This window comes from Meiothermus granaticius NBRC 107808 (assembly GCF_003574355.1).
Taxonomy (GTDB): Bacteria; Deinococcota; Deinococci; order Deinococcales; family Thermaceae; genus Meiothermus; species Meiothermus granaticius.
This window is the reverse complement of sequence record NZ_QWLB01000011.1, coordinates 1-18,534: the sequence shown is the minus strand read 5'-3', so window position 1 is coordinate 18,534 and position 18,534 is coordinate 1. Positions and strand designations below refer to the sequence as shown.

General features: G+C 64.3%; 17 protein-coding genes and 1 pseudogene. 12 read left to right on the top strand and 6 right to left on the bottom strand.

All coding sequences use genetic code 11. The features are described 5' to 3' along the window. The first annotated feature begins 51 nt into the window (after positions 1 to 51). The 5 genes from Mgrana_RS05390 to Mgrana_RS05370 all read left to right on the top strand — a co-directional run bounded on the left by Mgrana_RS05390 (position 52) and on the right by Mgrana_RS05370 (position 5,992). On the top strand, positions 52 to 402 hold the full coding sequence (locus tag Mgrana_RS05390) for a PadR family transcriptional regulator (protein ID WP_119356583.1): 351 nt from the start codon (positions 52 to 54) through the stop codon (positions 400 to 402). 9 nt (positions 403 to 411) lie between these two features. Then, on the top strand, positions 412 to 1,281 hold the full coding sequence (locus Mgrana_RS05385; protein WP_240631262.1) for a hypothetical protein: 870 nt from the start codon (positions 412 to 414) through the stop codon (positions 1,279 to 1,281). 47 nt (positions 1,282 to 1,328) lie between these two features. Further along, on the top strand, positions 1,329 to 2,339 hold the full coding sequence (locus tag Mgrana_RS05380) for a permease prefix domain 1-containing protein (RefSeq protein ID WP_119356582.1): 1,011 nt from the start codon (positions 1,329 to 1,331) through the stop codon (positions 2,337 to 2,339). A 333-nt stretch (positions 2,340 to 2,672) separates the two neighbouring features. Continuing rightward, positions 2,673 to 5,321: a valine--tRNA ligase gene (locus Mgrana_RS05375; RefSeq protein ID WP_119356581.1), complete on the top strand. Its 2,649-nt coding sequence runs from the start codon at positions 2,673 to 2,675 to the stop codon at positions 5,319 to 5,321. Positions 5,322 to 5,323: 2 nt separating this feature from the next. After that, the gene (locus tag Mgrana_RS05370; protein WP_119356580.1) at positions 5,324 to 5,992 is read left to right on the top strand and encodes an HD domain-containing protein; all 669 of its coding nucleotides are present in this window, start codon (positions 5,324 to 5,326) and stop codon (positions 5,990 to 5,992) included. Here Mgrana_RS05370 and Mgrana_RS05365 read toward each other — a convergent pair. Genes Mgrana_RS05365 through rocF form a run of 4 tightly spaced genes read right to left on the bottom strand, consistent with a single transcriptional unit; the run spans position 5,950 to position 9,890 of the window. Then, the gene (locus Mgrana_RS05365; protein WP_119356579.1) at positions 5,950 to 7,908 is read right to left on the bottom strand and encodes a single-stranded-DNA-specific exonuclease RecJ; all 1,959 of its coding nucleotides are present in this window, start codon (positions 7,906 to 7,908) and stop codon (positions 5,950 to 5,952) included. The genes Mgrana_RS05370 and Mgrana_RS05365 overlap by 43 nt on opposite strands. Positions 7,909 to 7,915: 7 nt before the next feature. Beyond that, positions 7,916 to 8,233: a LapA family protein gene (locus tag Mgrana_RS05360; protein ID WP_119356578.1), complete on the bottom strand. Its 318-nt coding sequence runs from the start codon at positions 8,231 to 8,233 to the stop codon at positions 7,916 to 7,918. Positions 8,234 to 8,264: 31 nt separating this feature from the next. Further along, positions 8,265 to 8,972: a 1-(5-phosphoribosyl)-5-[(5-phosphoribosylamino)methylideneamino]imidazole-4-carboxamide isomerase gene (gene hisA / locus Mgrana_RS05355; RefSeq protein ID WP_119356577.1), complete on the bottom strand. Its 708-nt coding sequence runs from the start codon at positions 8,970 to 8,972 to the stop codon at positions 8,265 to 8,267. Between the two features lie 27 nt (positions 8,973 to 8,999). Next, positions 9,000 to 9,890 carry an arginase gene (gene rocF, locus Mgrana_RS05350; RefSeq protein WP_119356576.1) on the bottom strand — a complete coding sequence of 297 codons (891 nt, stop codon included), beginning with the start codon at positions 9,888 to 9,890 and terminating at the stop codon, positions 9,000 to 9,002. Positions 9,891 to 10,032: 142 nt separating this feature from the next. Between rocF and Mgrana_RS05345 the strand changes: the two genes are divergently transcribed. Then, entirely contained in the window at positions 10,033 to 10,593 is a 561-nt protein-coding gene (locus tag Mgrana_RS05345; protein WP_119356575.1) for a YceD family protein, read from the top strand. Here Mgrana_RS05345 and Mgrana_RS05340 read toward each other — a convergent pair. Beyond that, a complete protein-coding gene (locus Mgrana_RS05340) occupies positions 10,590 to 12,647 on the bottom strand; it encodes a (Fe-S)-binding protein (RefSeq protein ID WP_119356574.1) in 2,058 nt (685 codons plus the stop codon). The genes Mgrana_RS05345 and Mgrana_RS05340 overlap by 4 nt on opposite strands. Positions 12,648 to 12,749: 102 nt before the next feature. Here Mgrana_RS05340 and Mgrana_RS05335 point away from each other — a divergent pair, with 102 nt between their 5' ends. The 3 genes from Mgrana_RS05335 to Mgrana_RS05325 are packed head-to-tail and all read left to right on the top strand — an operon-like array spanning position 12,750 to position 14,369. Then, positions 12,750 to 12,998: a hypothetical protein gene (locus Mgrana_RS05335; RefSeq protein WP_119356573.1), complete on the top strand. Its 249-nt coding sequence runs from the start codon at positions 12,750 to 12,752 to the stop codon at positions 12,996 to 12,998. 53 nt (positions 12,999 to 13,051) lie between these two features. Continuing rightward, positions 13,052 to 14,134 (top strand): rod shape-determining protein RodA, encoded by a 1,083-nt coding sequence (gene rodA, locus Mgrana_RS05330; protein ID WP_119356572.1) that lies wholly within the window; start codon positions 13,052 to 13,054, stop codon positions 14,132 to 14,134. A gap of 52 nt (positions 14,135 to 14,186) precedes the next feature. After that, positions 14,187 to 14,369, top strand: coding sequence for a Sec-independent protein translocase subunit TatA/TatB (locus Mgrana_RS05325; protein ID WP_119356571.1), 183 nt, complete (start codon positions 14,187 to 14,189; stop codon positions 14,367 to 14,369). A 35-nt stretch (positions 14,370 to 14,404) separates the two neighbouring features. Here Mgrana_RS05325 and Mgrana_RS05320 read toward each other — a convergent pair whose 3' ends face one another. Continuing rightward, positions 14,405 to 15,199 carry a class I SAM-dependent methyltransferase gene (locus Mgrana_RS05320; protein WP_119356570.1) on the bottom strand — a complete coding sequence of 265 codons (795 nt, stop codon included), beginning with the start codon at positions 15,197 to 15,199 and terminating at the stop codon, positions 14,405 to 14,407. 170 nt (positions 15,200 to 15,369) lie between these two features. On the opposite strand from Mgrana_RS05320, the gene Mgrana_RS05315 reads away from it, so the two are divergent. The 3 genes and pseudogenes from Mgrana_RS05315 to Mgrana_RS05305 all read left to right on the top strand — a co-directional run. Next, positions 15,370 to 17,430: a zinc metalloprotease gene (locus Mgrana_RS05315; protein ID WP_119356569.1), complete on the top strand. Its 2,061-nt coding sequence runs from the start codon at positions 15,370 to 15,372 to the stop codon at positions 17,428 to 17,430. Between the two features lie 75 nt (positions 17,431 to 17,505). After that, on the top strand, positions 17,506 to 18,018 hold the full coding sequence (locus Mgrana_RS05310) for a hypothetical protein (RefSeq protein WP_119356568.1): 513 nt from the start codon (positions 17,506 to 17,508) through the stop codon (positions 18,016 to 18,018). A gap of 37 nt (positions 18,019 to 18,055) precedes the next feature. Further along, a pseudogene (locus tag Mgrana_RS05305) lies at positions 18,056 to 18,534 on the top strand (PASTA domain-containing protein); the annotation flags it as partial.

Here is an 18,534-nt window from a genome sequence, read left to right as displayed (position 1 = left end):
CGGCTCTTGACATAGATGAGCGCTATAGCTTATCTATAATAACAAGCGCTTATGAACCCTTCCCCCCACTCCAACCCCCAGGCCAATCTGCTCAAGGGCAATCTCGAGCTCATCCTGCTGACCCTCCTCCAGGACGAGCCCAAGTACGGCCTCGAGATCGTCAAAGAGGCCGCGCAGCGCACCGGCGGCTACTTCAACTTCAAGGAGGGCTCGCTCTACCCGGCCCTGCATCGGCTTACCCAGGCCAAGCTCCTGGAGGCCGAGTTCGCCTACCTGCCCCGGGGAGGGTCACCGGTGCGCTTTTACCGCATCACCGAGGCCGGGCGCAAAGTACTGGAGCGCAAGCGGCAGGAGTTTGAGGAGTTCACCCGGGCGGTGGAAGCCCTCACCCGGCCGGTTTAGGAGGCAGCGATGAACAAGCCTTTATGGGCCCTTCTGGTTGGCATCTGCTCCTTTGGCCTGGCCCAGCCAGAGGCCCCTGAGGTGGCCGCGGTACCCTGGAGGGTGGGCGGGGTGGTTCAGCCCAGCCTTCTGCCCCTGGAGCCCCTAGAGCGGTTGCTGGGGCCCAAAGGGGTAAAGCTCAAGGAGATGCTGGTGCTGGGCCGCAACGTGCTCGAGCTGAGCTTTCCCGCCACCCGCAATTCCCTCTATGTCCGGGTGGTGGAGCAAAACAACGCTTCCTATGCGGTCTTTGACGACATCCTGGTCAACTTGGCCCAGCTCGACCTGGGGGTGAACCTCCCGGTAAAGGTCGAGGGCTGGAGCACCCCCACCCTCACCATTGGGGCCACCCGCTTCAAGCTGGGCAGCCCAAGAAACCCGGTAAATCCCTATCTGGGCTATATGTACCTGGTGCGCAAAGCCCTGCTGGACCGGGGCGACGCCCCACCCTATCTGTCCAAGCTGCTCGACGATAACCCCCTAACCCGTTCTTGTGTCCATCAACTGGCCTCGAGCGACCCCGACGGTACGGTCTACGCCGTGGCCAGCCGGCGCTGGGCCGAGGTCAACCTCAAGGCTCCCTACGACCGTATTCCCGGCGGTTTTCCCCAGCCCTCGGCCTTTGACCTCGCTGCGGTGGAACAGGGGCGGCTGCGGCTCCGGCTGCCCCAGGCCACCGCGCAGTACGCCCCCAGCCTCGAGGCCTGGCAGCAGGCCAAAGACCCCGATACCCTGCTCCTGATCCGCCTGAGCGGCCAGATTTTGGATGGCAACGCGGTGTATCAGGTGGTGGTGCCCAGCGGCGGGGAAACCCTAGCCAGGGCCTGCCAGAAAGGCTAACGCGGCATCCGGCCCATCCCCTAGGTCAGCAGCGGTACACTTCACCTATGCCCCCCCATCCCTCGCTCGAGGCCTACCTGCGCCGCGCCACCCGGGGCTTATGGGGCAAGGAGCGGCGGCTGGTGCGGGCTGAGCTGGAAGGGCATTTCCACCTGCGGGTAGACGAGCTGTGCCTGAGCGGGCTCTCCCCCGAGCAGGCTGCCCTCCAGGCCTTAGCCGAACTGGGGAGCCCGGAGGCCGTAGGGGCGGGGATGCGCGGGGTCTACCTGCTGCCTCGGCTGTGGCCACCCCTGGGCCTCCTGGGTTTGCTGCTGAGCCTCGCCCTGCTCTGGCCCAAGGCACTGCCGGCTGTGGGCGCGATACCTTGGCAGTTGGACGCTCCCGGCACCGCCCTGCCCACCTTGGTGGGGCTCGAGGCGGTGAGCGCCGAGCTGGAGCAGCAGGGGGTGCAGATCGGGCGGATCCGCATCTGGAGCGTAGATCTGGTTGAGCTTCCCCTGCCCTCAGGGTCGCTGTTTGCCCGGGTGGTGCTGCAAAACGATCGGGAGTACCTGCCCTTCGACGACCTGGTGCGAAGCGCGGCCCAGGCGGGGCTATCCTTCCGGCTTTCGGGCTGGGACCATCCGGTACTGCAGGTGGGCGGGATAACCCTGCGCCTGCGCGGGCCGGTAGACCCATACTCGGTTTATGCCTACCTGGCCCGCCGGAGCGTGCTGGGGGTACAAGCAGGGCCCAGTCTGTTTCGCAGCCGAGGCCCCTGCGCCTATCGGCTTAGGGTGGGGGATCCCCCCGGCACAGTGTACGCCCTGCTGCTCCCCCAGGCCCGGCCCGAGGTGGGGATTGGGCCGGATGGAGCAATTCAGCCCGCGCTCGAGCCCCGCGTGGCCGATGTCGCCCCAGTCACAGCGGGCGGATGGCTCACCCTACACAGCCGCAGCCTCGAGCCAGACCTCAGCAGGGCCCTTCTGGTGCGGATGAGCGGCGAGGCCGAGGCCGGTCAGATGGGGTATCAGGCCGTCCAGCCCGGACCGATCAAAAACCTGGGCTGCTCCCGGTAAAGCCGGCCTGTTGTATACTATTTCCGGGCTTTGACCGGGAAGAGTAGGCTTTCCAGGCCCACCAGAGAGGGCGCTCCACCGGCTGAGAGGGCGCTCAGGGAACAGGAAAACCGAACGTCGCCCGCGAGCCCGCAGGAAGAAACTCCCTCCTGGAGCGTAGAGCCTGCCGGGGGTGCCCGTAACAGCACAACTCGAGCGCCTGTGGTGCGTTGAGGCTCAACGTCCCCAGGAAGCGCGGTGGTACCGCGGGGTAATCCTCGTCCGTGCACAAAAGTTTGCGCGGGCGTTTCAATTTTAACCCAAGCCCTTTCCAGTCCGCCTCGAGGAGCACCTATGAGCAACAACCAGCCGAACCCTGCCCCGTCCAAAGAACTGCCCAAAACCTACGACCCCCAGACGGTGGAACCGCGCTGGGGCCAGGAATGGGCCAGCAACCCCCTCAAGCCCGAACTCAATGCGGGCAAGGGCAAAGGCCCCTTTACCATCGTGATTCCCCCGCCCAACGTGACCGGCAACCTGCACCTGGGGCACGCCCTGGACAACACCATCATCGACACCATCATCCGCTTCAAGCGCATGCAGGGCTACGAGGCTCTATACCTGCCCGGCACCGACCACGCCGGCATCACCACCCAGGTGCTGGTGGAAAAGGAACTGGCCCAGGAAGGGCTTTCCCGCCACGACCTAGGCCGCGAGAAGTTCTTGGAGCGGGTCTGGGCCTTCAAGGAGAAAAACGGTGGCACCATCCTTCATCAGTTGCGCCGCATCGGGGCCTCCTGCGACTGGAGCCGCGAGCGCTTCACCATGGACGAGGGGCTCTCCCGCGCGGTGCGGCGGAGCTTTGTGGCCTACTACCACCAGGGCCTGGCCTACCGGGGTAAGCGCATCGTGAACTGGGACCCGGTGGCCCAGACCGTGGTGAGCGACCTCGAGGTCAACGTAGAGCCCACCCCCGGCAAGCTCTACACCCTGGCCTACCCGTTGGAACAGGGGGGCGAGATTCAGATTGCCACCGTGCGCCCCGAGACCATCTTTGCCGATGTGGCCATCGCGGTGAACCCCACCGATGAGCGCTACCGGCACCTCGTGGGCCAGAAGGCCCGCATCCCGCTGACCGAGCGCTACATTCCCATCATCGCCGATGAAGCGGTCTTGACCGACTTCGGCACCGGGGCGCTGAAAATTACCCCGGCCCACGACCCTACCGACTTTGAAATCGGGCAGCGCCACGGCCTGGAGATGCCCAGCGTGATTGACCTGCAAGGCCGCCTGACGGGAGAGCTGGTGCCCGAAGCCTTCCGGGGAAAAGAGCGCTTCCAGGCCCGTAAAGCCGTGGTGCAGGCTCTGGAAGAGGCCGGGCACATCCGCGAAATCCGGGACTACACCATTGCCCTGGGCTACTCCGACCGCACCAAGGCCCCGGTGGAGCCCATGCTGCTGGAGCAGTGGTTTGTGCGCATGAAGCCGGTGGCCGAAAAGGTGCTGGCGGGCCTGGACAGGGGCGAGATGCGCTTTGTGCCCGAGCGCTGGGAGAAGGTCAACCGCGACTGGCTCGAGAACATCAAGGACTGGGCGGTGGCCCGGCAGCTCTGGTGGGGCCACCAGATTCCGGCCTGGTACGACGAGGCGGGCAACGTGTATGTGCCCGACCTGGAGAACCCCGACCTAGACTGCGACCAGGACCCCCGCTACGCCCACCTGAACCTGCGGCGCGACCCGGACGTGTTCGACACCTGGTTCAGCTCGGCGCTGTGGCCCTTCTCCACCCTGGGCTGGCCCGATGAGACCCCAGACCTGAGCAAGTATTACCCCACCGACGTGCTGGTGACCGGCTACGACATCATCTTTTTCTGGGTGGCCCGGATGCAGATGTCAGGCTATCAGTTCACCGGCCAGGCCCCCTTCCATACCATCGTGCTGCACGGGCTGTACCTGGATGCCAGGGGCCAGAAGATGTCCAAGAGTAAGGGCAACGGCATAGACCCGCTCGAGCTGATCGACAAATACGGGGCCGACGCCTGCCGCTTCGCCTGGGACTACCTGGCCACCGGCGGCCAGGACATCCGCCACGACGAACGCCGCTACGAGCAGGGTCGCAACTTTGCCAACAAGCTCTACAACGCCACCCGCTTCGTGCTGATGCAGCAGAGCCCGGAGAGTGCCTCGGCCAGCCCCGCACCACAGGCCACAAGCCACCGGCCCACCCTGGCCGACCGCTGGATGATTTCCCGCCTCAACCGGGGTATCGCCGAAATCACCGAAGCCTACGAAGCCTTCGATCTGGGCCGGGCCGCCCGGCTGGTGTACGAGCTGGTCTGGAGTGAGTTCTGCGACTGGTATCTGGAGGCGGCCAAACCGGCTCTGCGCGAGGGCAACCAGGCCACCCGCCAGACCCTGGAATCCACCCTGGCGGCGCTGCTCAAGCTGCTGCACCCCATCATGCCCTTCATCACCTCGGAGCTGTACGAAACCCTGACCGGCGACCCCCGGCAACTGGCCCTGCAGGACTGGCCCACCGCAGGTGAGCGCGATCCAGAGGCCGAGAAAGCCTTCGAGACCCTGCAAGAAACCATCACCGCCACCCGCAACCTGCGGGCCGAGTTGGGCATTGCCCCGCAGCAAGAGGTAGCGGTACAGCTAGAAGGCCCAGGGGCCCAGCTGGTGATGGAAAACCTGGCCCTGTTCCGCTTCCTGGGCCGGGCCGAAGCCTCGCTGGGCAGCCCCGAAAAAGCCATTGCCCAGGTGACCCCCAGCACCACCGTCTACCTCCAGCCCGAAGGCGACCTGAGCAGCTTTCTGGAACGCCAAAAGAAGCGCCTGGCCGAGCTGGAAAAGCAGGTCGAACAGGGACAGAAAAAACTGGCCAACCCTGGCTTTGTCGAGCGGGCCGACCCGGCGGTAGTGCAGGCGGAGCGGGAGCGGCTAGCCGAGAACAGGGCTCAGCTCGAGCGCATCCGGCAAAACCTCGAGCGGCTGGGGTAGCCATGGAGCCGGGTTTCAGGCTCCCTCACGGAGGCCGCAAGCGGCTGATCGGCCGCTGGAACGCCCTGCTCCAATCGCTCGGGATGGATCCCGCAGCGCATTTCTCCCTGCTCGACGATCTGCTCATCCGCCACACCGAACCGCAGCGCTTCTATCACAATCTGGCCCACCTGGACACGCTGCTAGGGCTATTGCCGGCCAAGCCCCACCTGGAGTTTGCGGTCTGGTTCCACGATGCCGTCTACGACCCCACCCGCGCCGACAACGAGGCCCAGAGCGCAGGGCTGGCCCAGGAGAGCCTGGAGCGCCTGGGAGCAGAACCCGCGCTTATCCAGAAGGTTACCCAGATCATCCTGGCCACGCAAAACCATCGGTCAGAAGACCCCGATACCGCTTTGTTTCTGGATGCTGACCTGGCCATTCTGGGGGCCGAACCCAAGACCTACCGGGCGTATGCCCAGGCCATCCGGCAGGAGTACGCTTGGGTTCCCGAGGCGCTGTTCCGGGAGCGCCGGGCTCAGGTATTGCAAACGTTTCTGTCTCGCGAGCGCATCTATCAAACCGAAGCCTTCGCGCGCCTCGAGCCAACTGCCCGCGAGAACCTGCAGCAGGAGCTCGAAGCCCTGGCTCAACCCACTGCCGAGGCGCATTCCGCCAGCGCCTCCCAGTAGCGCTCCAGGCTCTCGCCTAGGGCCAGGGCCTCGCCCTGCCGGTAGGCTTGGGCCACCCGCCTACCCAGGGCCGCAAGCAACCCCTTGGATGCCGATTCCAGGCCAGCCAAGGCCTTCTCCGAGAGGGCCAGCCAAACCCGCTCCCGCCGCACTGGCTGGGGCGGGAGGCTAAACCAGTACTCGGCCTCTTCCGGCCCTACCGCTGCAACCCCCTGGCCCCGAAACCACTCTTCCCCTTCCCGGTTGACGTAAACCGGGGCCCGCTGGGCTACGGCTTCGCGCAGGGCCTGGCGAAAGGGGACCGGCCACACCCAGCCCTCCTGCTCCTGCTGGGCCGGACGGTAGGCCGCTGCCCGCAGCTCGAGGCTGCGCTCCCCCTGCCACTCGTTAAGCACCAGGCCCGCCGCCAGGTCTATGGGCCCCACTGGCAGCCGCTCCCCATTATCTTTCCACTTCACCACCCGCAGGCCACCCAAGCGAAAACTGAGGTGCCGGCCCTCCCCCATCAACCGGACGGCCTCGGGCTGACCCCGCAGGTAAAAGAGGGGCTCGGGGTTGCCCTCTCCTAAGGGCTCGAGATGCTGCAGCGCGGCATAGAGTTCGGCCAGATCCTCCCCCTCCAACCTCCCATCCAGCAAAATCTCGGGAACCGGAACCGGATACCCCGCCACATGGTTCCGAATCAACTCCGCAAAAGCAGGAATTTCCCGCTCTTCAATGGCAAACCCTGCCGCCGCAGCGTGTCCCCCAAAACGCTTGAGGTGCGGGGCCGCCAAGCGCAAGGCCCCCACCGCGCTGATGCCAGGCGTGGAGCGCACCGAGCCCTTGCCGTCGGCGATGATGAAGACCGGTTTGTAGTGGCGCTCCAACACCCGGCTGGCCACAATGCCCATCACCCCTGGGTGTCCCTCTGGGTCGTGGATCACGAGGGCCGGAGCGCTGGGCTCGAGGGTAGGCCAGATGCGCTCGAGCATCTCCTCTTCGATGCGCTGCCGCCGGGCATTGAGCTGAGAGAGGAACTCGGCCAGGGGGCGGGCCTGGAGCATGTCCTGGGTGGTGAGGAGCTGCAGGGCCACCTCGGCCTGACCCAAGCGGCTGGCCGCATTGATGCGGGGCGCGATACGAAAGGCAATCTCGCTGGCGCTAAACTCGCGGCAGTGCTCCGCGGCCAGCACCCGGAGGCCCAGGTGGGCCGAATTGCGCAGGCGGCGCAGGCCCTCCTTGACCAAGGCCCGATTAAAGCCCTGTAGGGGGGCCAGATCGGCTACCGTGCCGATGGCGGCCAGGTCGGCATATTCCAGGGGCGGATCCTTGCCCAGCAGTTCGTGAATCTGCCACAGCAGCAAAAACGCCACCCCCGAACCGGTGGGGTGGGGCTGGCCCTCCAGCCGAGGGGAGAGCATGGGGTGCACCACCATCCCCGGTGGCAGGACGGGGCCGGGCGAGTGGTGATCGGTGACGATCACCGAGACCCCCTGTTCGGTCAGCAGCCTCAGCTCGGCATGGTTGGAAATCCCGCAGTCCACCGTAATGAACAGCTCGCAGGCCTCCAGGTGATCCGGAACCCGGCTGGGCAACACCCCGTAGCCCTCCTCGAGCCGATGCGGGATAAACGCGTGCACCTCCGCCCCTAAAGCCCCCAACCCGGAGAGCAGAATTGCGGTTCCGGTAAGGCCATCAGCGTCATAGTCCCCATGGATGCGGATGCGCTGGCCGCGCTCTAGGGCTTGCAACACCCGAAGTGCGGCTTCCTTGAGGTTCTCCAGCCGGAGCAGCTCGAGGGGGGGCTCGAGGTCGGCCAGCGTGCGGAACCCCCGGTTCCACAGGGCCGCCGCCGCCAGGGGCGGTATTCCCAACTGCTCCACCAGGGGCCGCAGCTCCGAGATGTGCGGCCAGGGGCGCAAACGCCAGTTCATAACCCCCCTATCCCGGCTCAGCCCGATCCGGGATTACCGGAACCTCTTGGATCTGCTGCTTCTTCAGTCGGTCCAGCTCCCCCCGGGCTTGGCGCAGCTCACGCCCATAGCGGCTGAGACGGGTGCGGCAGGTGACCCAACCCGCCAGCACATACATCCCCATCATCGCCCCACCCAGCAAAAACGCCCCCGCCAGCAGCAGAGCCACATGAACCCTTCCCCACGGCGTACCCAGCAGGAGACCTGGCTCAAAGGTATACATGGCCCAGACCACCACCCCCACCGCCAGGGTGATGAGAAACGCCAGTCCGTTGAGGATCGCCATACTCTCAGTCTAACCTCAAACCGGAGGCGGTTCATCCGCCGACCCAATGGGAGAGCTGAATTTTCCCCTCATAGAGGGCCTTCCCGGCGATGGCCCCCTCAACCCCCAGGCGCTGTAGCCCCTCGAGGTCGGCATCGGACGCGATCCCCCCACCGGCAATCAAAAAGCCCGGCCAGGCCCGACGTACCTGCTCCACAGTAGCGAGGTCTAACCCGGTTAGGGTTCCGTCCCGGCGCACATCGGTGTAAATCAGGGTACGCACCCCCCGCGCCCACATCTCCCCGGCCAGAGGACGCACATCCGCTGCGGTGGCCTCCGCCCAGCCCGAGACCACCACCTCGAGGCCCCGGGCATCCAGGCTCACCACCACCTTTTCTGGCCCCAGCTCCTCCAGCATCGCATCCAGGGCGTTAGGGTTCCTCACCGCCGCAGTGCCCACCACCACTCGGGCTGCGCCCAACCCCAGCAGTTCCCGCGCCACCTCGAGGCTGCGGACGCCTCCCGCCATCTCCAAGGGGATCTCCAGCCGCCGACCGATCTCCCCAAGCAGAACGCGATTCTCACCCCGCCCGGTGGCCGCATCCAGATCAACGATGTGCAACCACCGGGCCCCTTGCTGTTGCCAGTGCAGGGCTGCCTCGAGGGGGCGCTCATAGTACACCGTCTCACGCTCGGGGTCCCCCTCGAAAAGCCGCACCGCGCGCCCATTCTGAATGTCCACCGCAGGAATCACCAGCACAGCGGCGATTCTAACACTCGGCGGGTTTCAGTAGATTTTCTTCCCCAGCAAGCTGCTGGCCAGCTCGACCATGATCCGGGCGGTACGGTTTTCCCGGTCGAGGATGGGGTTAACCTCGACCAAATCCAGGCTGGTTACGATCCCGGCATCCGCAAAGAGCTCCATCAGCAGATGGGCCTCACGGTAGGTCAGGCCCCCTGGAACCGGCGTACCCACCCCCGGCGCCACCTCGGGGTCTAGCACATCAGCATCCAAGGAGACATGAACCCGGCTGAAGCCCTGGAAGCGCTCGAGCACCGCTGCCGCCACCTCAGGGATGCGCAAGCGGTCAATTTCCTTCATGGAGTAAACGCTCATCCCGTGCTCGCGCAACACCGCCACCTCGCCGGGGTCGAGGCTGCGGATCCCGATCAGGGCCACGTCCTCGAAGCGCACCGTAGGGCCTTCGGCACCGAGGTTGGCCAGCCGGGGATCCCCCAGGCCGCAAAGGTGGGCCAGGGGCATCCCATGGATGTTTCCGCTGGGGCTGGTCTGAGGGGTATTGAAGTCCGCATGGGCGTCCACCCAGATCACCCCGACTCGCTCCCCCCGGCTGGCCCCGGTCACCGAGCCCATGGCAATGGAGTGATCCCCCCCAAGAACCACCGGAAAGGTCTCGGGGCTCATCTGGCCCAGGGTTTCGATGGTCTCGAGGCAGGCTTTGCGAATGGCCTCCAGGTATACCAGGCCCCCACCCCCCGATGGGCGCAGGCTCTCCACCACCGGCACATCCACATCGCCATAGTCCAGCACCGAGTGCCCCAAACCCTCCAAAACCTCCTGCAGCCGGGCATAGCGCAGGGCGCTGGGGCCCATATCCACCCCACGCCGCCCCTGTCCCAGATCCATCGGTACCCCTAAAATCCCAATCCGCTTCATATATGCAACAGTTTATACATATCTCAGCGGAACACCCCGCAAAGGTGTTCCCCTGCACCGTGCCCTAGGGCCGGATCGGCCAAACTGAGGGCTTGTACAGCCTTGCAGCCCCTGGGCTTCAAGCAGAAAGTAAGCTGAATCCATGAACCCATCCCAGCCCATCCACATCAATCTGGCCCGGCTGCTGCGCGAAGGCGGAAGTGCCGAGGCCGAGGGGGCCATTCAGGAAGCCCTGGACCTGGGGGGCGAAGCCCTCCCCCTCGAGGGCCAAGCCCCCTGGCGGGTCAGCGTTACCCGCGTCAGCGGCGAGCACGAGTACGAGTTCTGGATGTCCGGGGAGATCACCGGGAACGCCATCCTGGAATGCCGCCGTTGCCTAACCCCCACCCCCACCCCCATCCGGGCCTATTTCCAAAACCTCCTGCGCTACGCACCGGGGGTCGAGGGCCTGGAGGTGCTCGAGCAAGACGACGAGGAGATCTTCCTGTTTGGCCACCCCAACCTGGATCTCCAACCCCTGCTCACCGAGGCCTTCGCCTTAGAGCTGCCCATCACCGTGCTGTGCAAGGAGGATTGTAAGGGCCTATGCCCGGTATGCGGGGCCAACCGCAACCAGACCGACTGCGGCCACCTCGAGCCCTCCAGCCGCCTGGGCAACGAGCTGGAGCGATGGCTGGATCATCTGGATCCGCCCCAAAACTAACCCGCCTTCGCGTCCCCTTTACGAATCCCCTGCAGCACCAGCTCCGCTAGGTCCAGCACCTGCGGAGCGCTTCCTTCGGGCTCCTGGGCCGTTTCCACATTCATCATGGCCATGCAGAACGGGCAGCCGACCGCGATGGTCGAGGCTCCGGTTCCCTTGAGCTCACGGTAGCGGTTGGCCGAAACGCGCTCGGTCCCCGGCTCTTCCTCCTTCCAAAACTGCGCCCCGCCGGCCCCACAGCAAAAGCTGTTCTTGCCGTGTCGGCTGGGCTCGAGGAGCTTGAGTCCGGCTGCCCCCAGCACCTCACGGGGCTCCTGGGTCACCCCGTTGTGCCTCCCCAGGTAGCAGGGGTCATGGTACACCACGCTTGGGTGGCCCTCTGGGCTCATCGGCAGGGGTTGGAGCTTATGGGCCTCGAGCAGCTCGGTGATGTATTGGCTGTGGTGCTTCACGGTATAGGTGCCGCCAAAATCCCTGTACTCATTGGCAAGGGTGTGAAAGCAGTGGGGGCAGGTGGTGACGATGGTTTTGGGCTTGGCCCCTGCGGGGGATTGGCCCTGCCAAGCGTTGAGCACCGCCACATTTTCCTCGGCCAGCTGGGCGAAGAGGTATTCATTGCCCGCCCGCCGGGCGGCATCCCCGGTGCACTTCTCCTGCTTGCCCAGCACCGCCCAGGAGACCCCCGACTCGCTGAGGAGCTCTGCGAAGGCTCGAGCGGTTTTCTGGGCCCTGGGGTCATAGCTGGGGGCACACCCCACCCAATAGAGCACCTCCGCGCTGGGGTTTTGCTCCACGGTCTGGACTTCAAAGGGCAGGCCCTCGGCCCAGCCCATCCGCTTATCCTGACCCAGGTTCCAGGGGTTGCCGTTGCGCTCGAGGCCCCGGAAGGCGTTGTTAAGCTGGGCGGGGAACTCCCCCTGCATCATCACCCGCTCGCGCCGAATATCTATGATGTGCAGCATTTGCTCGTTGCCCACCGGGCAAACCTCAATGCAGGCATTGCAGGTGGTGCAGGCCCAGATGCTCTCCTCGTTGGTGGCGAACTCCATCAGCGGCCTGGGGCTGGGCTGGCCCGAGGCAAAGGCCGGCAGGAGATCGTTGAGTTCATAGCGCTCCGAGATCAGCATCGCTGCCGGGGACAGGGCCTTACCGGTGGTATAGGCCGGGCATACCTCCTGGCAGCGGTTGCACTGGATGCAGGAATAGGCATCCAGCAGCCGGGGCCAGGCGAAGTCCTCGAGCTTGGCCACCCCCAACCCGGTTTCCTCGGCCTTCTCGAAATCCATTGGACGCAAGGCCCCGGGCTTCTCCTTCTTGAAGGCCAGGTTGAGCGGGGCCAAAAACAGGTGGATGTGCTTGGAGTGGGCAAAATAAGGGAGGAACACCAGAATCGAGCCGATGGCCCCCCACCAGAAGAGGTGCTCGATAACCGCGATGGTGTTCAGATCGAGGGGCGCCAGCAGGCTTCCCAGCGCCCCGGCCACGGGTTGAAAAGGGTCGTTGCCGAGTTCCGCCGACTGCGCCGAGCGGTGCAGCAGGCGGCTACCCACGTGAAACAGGATGAACGTGGCCACAATGGCCGAGTCTCGAGGAATACCGCTGCGCACCTTTTCATGGAGCGGGGTCTTGGGGTTCCAGCTAAAGGTATGCTGGCCCGAGCGGCTGCGCCGCCGGATCACCAGACCGATCATCCCCAGAAGGATCAAAGCGGTGAGCAGGTCTCCGGTCAGGTTAATGCCGTTCCAAGCCCCCCCCCGCAACACCACCGGGAAGAGCCCCTCAATCACGTCCAGAACATTCAGCAGCAGGTAGTAGATGAAGCCGTAAAACACAAACGCATGCAGCAAGGAAACCCAGGGTCGCTTCTTGAATACGGTCTGCTGGGTGAGGGCAGCCCATAAGCCGCGCCCCAGCCGGGCCGCAAGGTGATCGAAACGGTTCTCCGGCTGGCCCCGGCGAATGGCCCGGTAAACCTGATAAAACCTCCAACCGCCATAGTACAGCGCGACCAGCACGGCAATCACGAACAGGATTTTTTCAGGAACGCTCAGCATGCTGTTCTCCAAGTTGTACTTGGTATAAGCTTAGCCGCTCGGCTCGAGGAACGCTACACCGCGCAGCCCCGCCCGCCAAGTACGGTACAATCAGCTCGAGCCATGAACACCTTCGCCATAGCCTGGATTTTGCTGCTGGGCTTTGCCTTTTTCAACAACTTCACCATTTACCGGATGCTCAGGCAACGGGGCCGGGTGGAGCTGCTTTGGATCCCGCTGGTGGCCACCCTCATTCCCATCCTGCTGTTTGCCCTCTGGCCGGGCGCGCTGACCCTGTTGGCATTTCCGGTTCTACAAAGCTTTGGATTCTGGTGGCTGTTTCGGCGGCTGTCCTCAGCGGAGTCCCGCTAACCCCCACCGGAGACCCTTAGCCTCTGCTAAGGGGGAGGGGCTAGACTGGTGGGGTGATTGCCCGCCGCATCCCGGTTTTTGCCTATGACTGGGCCACCATCGGCCTGGTCTTGCTCATCAACCTGATTGGGTTGATGGCGCTGTACAGCGCCGCCCCTAGCCAGGGGGTCTTTGTCCAGCAGATCATCGCGACCGTGCTGGCCATTGCAGGGGCCATGCTGATCCAACTGTTCTCACGCCGCCAGGTGTTTTCCTGGGCTTATCCGCTGTACGTCCTTTCGATTGTGCTGCTGGGGGTGGTGTTGGTGGTCGGGCATGAGGTCAATGGGGCCAAGGCTTGGCTAGGGGTGGGGGCCTTGAGCTTTCAGCCCAGCGAGTTGGCCAAGCTGGGGCTGGTGCTCACCCTGGCCCGCGTACTCAATGGGCGCTCTCTGGAGCGGGTGGTGGATTACGTGGTGCCGACCCTGCTGGCCCTGCCCATCCTGGGGCTCATCTTCCTCGAGCCCGATCTGGGCGGAACCCTGGTTCTGGCGGTGGGATTTGCGGGGATGCTGTTCGTGCGCGGGATGCCCATCCGGCACCTCCTCATCGCTACTGTGGCTGCGGCAATCCTTGTCCCCACGGTGGTCTGGCCCCATCTGAACGCGTACCAGCGGGAGAGGGTTACCATCCTTTTCGATCTGTCCAAAGACCCTCAGGGCAAGGGCTTTCAACAAATCCAGTCCACAATCGCGATCGGCAGCGGTGGGCTCTTTGGCAAGGGATACGGCGAAGGCACCCAGACCCAGTTAGGCTTTGTGCCCGAGCGCCAGACCGATTTCATCTTCGCCGTGCTCTCCGAAGAATGGGGCTTTGCTGGGGCGGTGGTGCTGTTGGCGCTCTATGCCCTGCTCTTCTTCCGAATGGGCAGGATGGTGGGTGAGTGTGTGCGGCTCGAGGATCGCCTGGTCATCGCGGGGATTTTCTCGATGTTGGCCTTCCAAACCATGGTCAACATCGCGGTGACCCTGGGCCTGGCCCCGGTAACCGGCCTGACCCTGCCGCTGGTCTCCAAGGGCGGCAGCAGCTTGCTGATGGTTTATGCCAGCGTGGGGCTGGTACTCCTTCTGCACCGCGACCGGTACCGAGAGGTCTGACGGTCTCCCCCCGTCAGAGGCGTATACTCGAGAAACCCTCAGGAGGAACCTTATGTTCGGACTTGGACCCGCAGAGCTAATCATCATTTTGGTCATCGTGGTGTTGTTGTTTGGGGCCCGAAAGCTGCCCGAGCTGGCCCGGGGACTGGGCCAGTCGGCACGTGAGTTTCGCAAGGGCCTGGATGCCGAGGAGGAGAAAAAACCCGAGGAGCCCAAGGGAGAACCTAAAGCCTGAGGCCAGGGTTGGAGGAATGGCGCTCCCCCCAATCGCTACAGCGCTCTCGAGGTACGCAGCATAAACTTCCAGGCGATGGGGTATTCAAGGTCGGGGTCGGCATAGGCTTGGGAAACCCAGTTGGCCAGTTCGGCGACCGAGAGGCGAAACACCTCTTCGGGAACCTCCCAGGTGAAGGAATAGATGCGCTCGGCAATGGCCTCGAGGCTCATGCGGGGGCTGCGCAGCTCAACCCACTCGACCACCCCCCGGGTTTTGGGCTCTAGCCCATGCCTCAGCAACCCCTGCTCCACCTCGGCCAGCCTGGCCCGGTGGCGGCCCCGCGACAGCGGGTAGCCCAACCCCGCGAGAATATCCCTCCAGCGCTGCTGAATCTTCCAGTCCTCGCTTTCGCCCTCGGTCTGGTCCCACCCCTCGAGCAACAACCCTCCAGGGCGCAGCACCCGTAGGCATTCGGCCAAAACCCGCTGCCAATCGTCCAGCATGTGCCAAAAATGCACCGCGATGACCGCATGCAAGCTGCTGGTCTCCAGCGGAATTTCCCGCGCATCGGCCTCCAGCAGCCGCACCTTGCGCGAAACCCCGGCCACTTTCTGCCGCAGCACCTCGAGCATCGCCGGGTTCGCATCCAGGGCCATGTAGCGATACCCTCGGGCAATGATGGGCACCGCGATGCGCCCAGTACCCGCACCGATCTCGAGAAAGAGCGGGTCACGGAACAGCTTCTCTACCGGTGCGGTAAAGGCCGTAGCAATGCGCCCCGACACCTCGGGCGGATGATACCGCGTGCGGTCATAAGTGAACGCCACTCGATTAAGGTGAGAAGCCATGCTCTGGGCTCATGATAGCAATAGTGGGCTCATTGTCCAATCAAGAAACCCTAATCTCCTGTATGCCGCCTTACGGATCGGCCTGGGGGGACGGGTATAGTAAACAGGGCCCTACAAGCATTGCCGGATTGCGGTGCCGCTCGAGGTCTGCATCGCACAAGGAGGGGTTCATGCGGAAGTGGATCTGGATCGTCGGACTGGCTGCCTTGGCGGCCTGCAATCAACAGCCCAACACCCCGCAGGTGCTCAAGCCGGGAGGGTGGGTTGAGATTGATCAGAAGCTGGATGTGAATGTGGTGTTTGTGGGGTTTCAGGAGGGGCGGGGGGAAAACCAGATCAACCCTCGAGTGTTCCAGTCCGGTCTGCCCACCAGTTACCAGACCCTCAACCGCTACCCCAACTTCTACGGCTTGAAGGAGTACACCGGCAACAACTTCGACTTCAACTACAAGATCAAATTCGCCGATACCGCCTTTGCCGACAAGCTGTTCGCCTACCTGTCGAGCATCGCCGTACCCAAACCACTGACCACCTATCAACGCTCCTATAACTGCCAGAAGAACCTGGCCAACCCCAATGACCCCAGCACCGATCTCCCCTGCCCGGCTGCGGCCACCAACACTGCCCTCCAGATCCCCGACACCCCCAGCAGCAACCACTGGATCGATGCCGCCAGCGTGGAGCAATGGTTGGTGCAGAACGCCCCCAGTATCGGGGTAGACCCGACCAAGTACACCGTGTTCTTCCTCAACTGGTATGGCCGCCCCGATTTCCGCTTCCATGTGTACACCAAAACCGACGACCCCGACCCGGACACCGGTTACAACTTCGGGCAGGAGCGGGCCAGCCGCAAAATGATCGCCTGGGGAGGAACCCCCGCGAACCCCTCAGGCGCGGTGGGGCGAGTCTGGTTCGTGGATCTCTCGGCAGGGCCGGAGCGCTGGAGCGATAACTGGGACATCACCCGGGCCGATGTGGACGGAGATCAAGTGACCGACTACCGCATCCCCCCATTTTGGGAGTACGGCAGCCTCAAACCCACCTACCGCCCCTTCAACAACCTCTCCGGGGACCTGGCCAAGATTACCCGCTATGTGGCGGTCAACCTGCTGTTTACCCCCTCACCGCTTTATCGGGTGCAGATCACCCCGCCGCTGATGCCCAGCAACATCCAGGTCACGGTCAGCGTATACCAGGGGGATCCGACCGTGGATGGCTCGAGCTTCATCCAGAGCGGCCTGATGAACACGCGCTGGAACGCCCTGCAGCCGGTGAACCGCTTCAGCACCAAAATCAGCTCGATTCCCTACACCGCTGCGGCCAAGCAGGCCTACGATTGCGTGGCCACCCAGAATCCCTGCGACCCTGGCTCACAGATCAGTCAAGCCGGAGGGGATCTATTTCTCTACAACTTCGCCCAGCTTCCAGGCGTACTGAGCGCCAACCAAACCCCCGGCACCGACTATCAGGTCCCCGTCTTCGCCTATCACGAGCCCAACCCTGATCCAAACGTGCCAGAGCCCTTCCTAGGGCTGGCCGACGACGACTGGACCACCGGCACCCAGAGCATGGTCTATGCCATTGACAGCCAGGCCGACCGGGCCCTGGGGTATGGGTTTACCACCACCCTCATTCATGAGGTGGGCCATCACACCGCGCTCTCGCACCCCCACGACGGCTATGACCCCGGCGAGGACGTGGATTACGGGGCTGGGGGTCCCTTTTACTATGCCCAGCTCGGGGATGAGTCGCACAGCATCATGAGCTACATTGATCTCAGCAGCGAGTTCGGGCAGTTCAACCGCGACAGCATGAACCGCTATCTGGTCGCCGCCTATCTGAACCAGGCCAACGCCATCCTCAAGGTGGCGGCAGACAGCGGGCAAAGCAACAGCATCCAGGCGCAGGTGCTCAACGCCGATGCCTCCGCCCGGCGGGCTTTGGCCTCTTACCAGGCCATGAACTATGATGGCGCCGCCCAGCAGGCCAAGGCCGCCTACAGCGCGGTGGTGGCGGCTGTGCAGAGTGCTGGGGTCAGCATCCCCAAGTTCGTTTGGTACGAGGGCTTCACGCTCTTCAGCACTGCGGCCAGCACGGTGATGCGCAATATCCTGCACAGCCAGGGGCTGCGCAAGCAGGGTGTGGTGGGGCAAAGCCTCTCGGGCACCCGGATCCTCCACTACTTCCCCATTGATGACACCCGTTGGGCCGAGCGGCGCAACCTGCCTTAGGCTCGGGAACCCTCATTAATCTTCTGGAGGCAGAAACTCGCCGGGGCCTAATCTACCCCCTTCATAATGGAGGGGATGAACCTGCCTCGAGCCTTTGCCGTGGGGGTGCTGGGGCTGCTGGGGGTGTGGGGCCAAGCCCCGGAGCCCGACCCAGGCCGGGGGGTGGCGTATGCTCCGGTGTTTGACCTGGTTCGGCTGGTGAACGGCTGGTGGGCGATGGAGCAAAATCGCTTGGTGGCCCTCAACCCAGACCAGGCCCAGCAGGCCCTGCCGCTGCTGCGCTCCCTGGCCGAGCCCCCCCACCTGAGCCTCGAGATGGCTCAGCAGACCCGATTTGCCCTCGAGGCCCTTCTCACCCCGGCCCAGCAGCAGTGGTGGAGCGCGTATCAGCAAGCCCAGCAACAGGCGTTTCAGCGCTGGTCGGCAAAAGTCCGCACCCTGGGCCCTGTCAACTTATATGCCTATACCGTACCCGGTTACTGGTCCATGCTCCAGGAGATCGGCACGGGGCAGCCCTTCAACCCCTTTCGGCGCCCCCCCAACGCATCTACCCTGGCCCGGCTGATCGCCCGGCTGGAGGGCCGGTAAAAACCCCAGCCCGCCAGGGGCGGTATAATCGCCAGGGATGACGGTGCTCGACGATAAGTATGCGGTCCTCGAGGAAGCCCCTGCCCAGGGCTTTCTGCGCGTCTACCGGGTACGCCGTGAGGATGGGCCCGAGGGGCGGCTGTACTGGTTCGAGGTCCATACCCCCCAGGCCAGAACCGCCTTCCATCGCTATAAAAATGCCCTAAGGCGGCTCGAGGGCAGCGAGCACCTGATCTCTGGGGTACAGATCTCCGCCAATCCTGGGCGCTATTACGTCTTTTGGCCCACGGCCGCTCGGGCCGTGGTTCGCCCCAAAAAGCTCAAACCGATCCTGGATATCCTCGAGCCCTTTGGGTATCTCCAGGAAGACCTCACCCTGAGCGAGGAGGCCGGTCGGCCGCTGGTCTGCGACCTCAAGCCCCAGATCACCCCCCCTGCGGCCAGCCCCGAGAACCTGCCCGCCCTGCCCGCGGATCCCGGCCCCGCCCCGGCCCCCAGGGTCTCGCTGAGCCAAGC

Bases quoted from the DNA above. Each gene is read 5' to 3' on its own strand.
- Mgrana_RS05390 (WP_119356583.1), top strand. From the start codon at position 52: ATGAACCCTTCCCCCCACTCCAACCCCCAGGCCAATCTGCTCAAGGGC.
- Mgrana_RS05385 (WP_240631262.1), top strand. From the start codon at position 412: ATGAACAAGCCTTTATGGGCCCTTCTGGTTGGCATCTGCTCCTTTGGC.
- Mgrana_RS05380 (WP_119356582.1), top strand. From the start codon at position 1,329: ATGCCCCCCCATCCCTCGCTCGAGGCCTACCTGCGCCGCGCCACCCGG.
- Mgrana_RS05375 (WP_119356581.1), top strand. From the start codon at position 2,673: ATGAGCAACAACCAGCCGAACCCTGCCCCGTCCAAAGAACTGCCCAAA.
- Mgrana_RS05370 (WP_119356580.1), top strand. From the start codon at position 5,324: ATGGAGCCGGGTTTCAGGCTCCCTCACGGAGGCCGCAAGCGGCTGATC.
- Mgrana_RS05365 (WP_119356579.1), bottom strand. From the start codon at position 7,908: ATGAACTGGCGTTTGCGCCCCTGGCCGCACATCTCGGAGCTGCGGCCC.
- Mgrana_RS05360 (WP_119356578.1), bottom strand. From the start codon at position 8,233: ATGGCGATCCTCAACGGACTGGCGTTTCTCATCACCCTGGCGGTGGGG.
- rocF (WP_119356576.1), bottom strand. From the start codon at position 9,890: ATGAAGCGGATTGGGATTTTAGGGGTACCGATGGATCTGGGACAGGGG.
- Mgrana_RS05345 (WP_119356575.1), top strand. From the start codon at position 10,033: ATGAACCCATCCCAGCCCATCCACATCAATCTGGCCCGGCTGCTGCGC.
- Mgrana_RS05340 (WP_119356574.1), bottom strand. From the start codon at position 12,647: ATGCTGAGCGTTCCTGAAAAAATCCTGTTCGTGATTGCCGTGCTGGTC.
- Mgrana_RS05335 (WP_119356573.1), top strand. From the start codon at position 12,750: ATGAACACCTTCGCCATAGCCTGGATTTTGCTGCTGGGCTTTGCCTTT.
- Mgrana_RS05325 (WP_119356571.1), top strand. From the start codon at position 14,187: ATGTTCGGACTTGGACCCGCAGAGCTAATCATCATTTTGGTCATCGTG.
- Mgrana_RS05320 (WP_119356570.1), bottom strand. From the start codon at position 15,199: ATGGCTTCTCACCTTAATCGAGTGGCGTTCACTTATGACCGCACGCGG.
- Mgrana_RS05315 (WP_119356569.1), top strand. From the start codon at position 15,370: ATGCGGAAGTGGATCTGGATCGTCGGACTGGCTGCCTTGGCGGCCTGC.
- Mgrana_RS05310 (WP_119356568.1), top strand. From the start codon at position 17,506: ATGAACCTGCCTCGAGCCTTTGCCGTGGGGGTGCTGGGGCTGCTGGGG.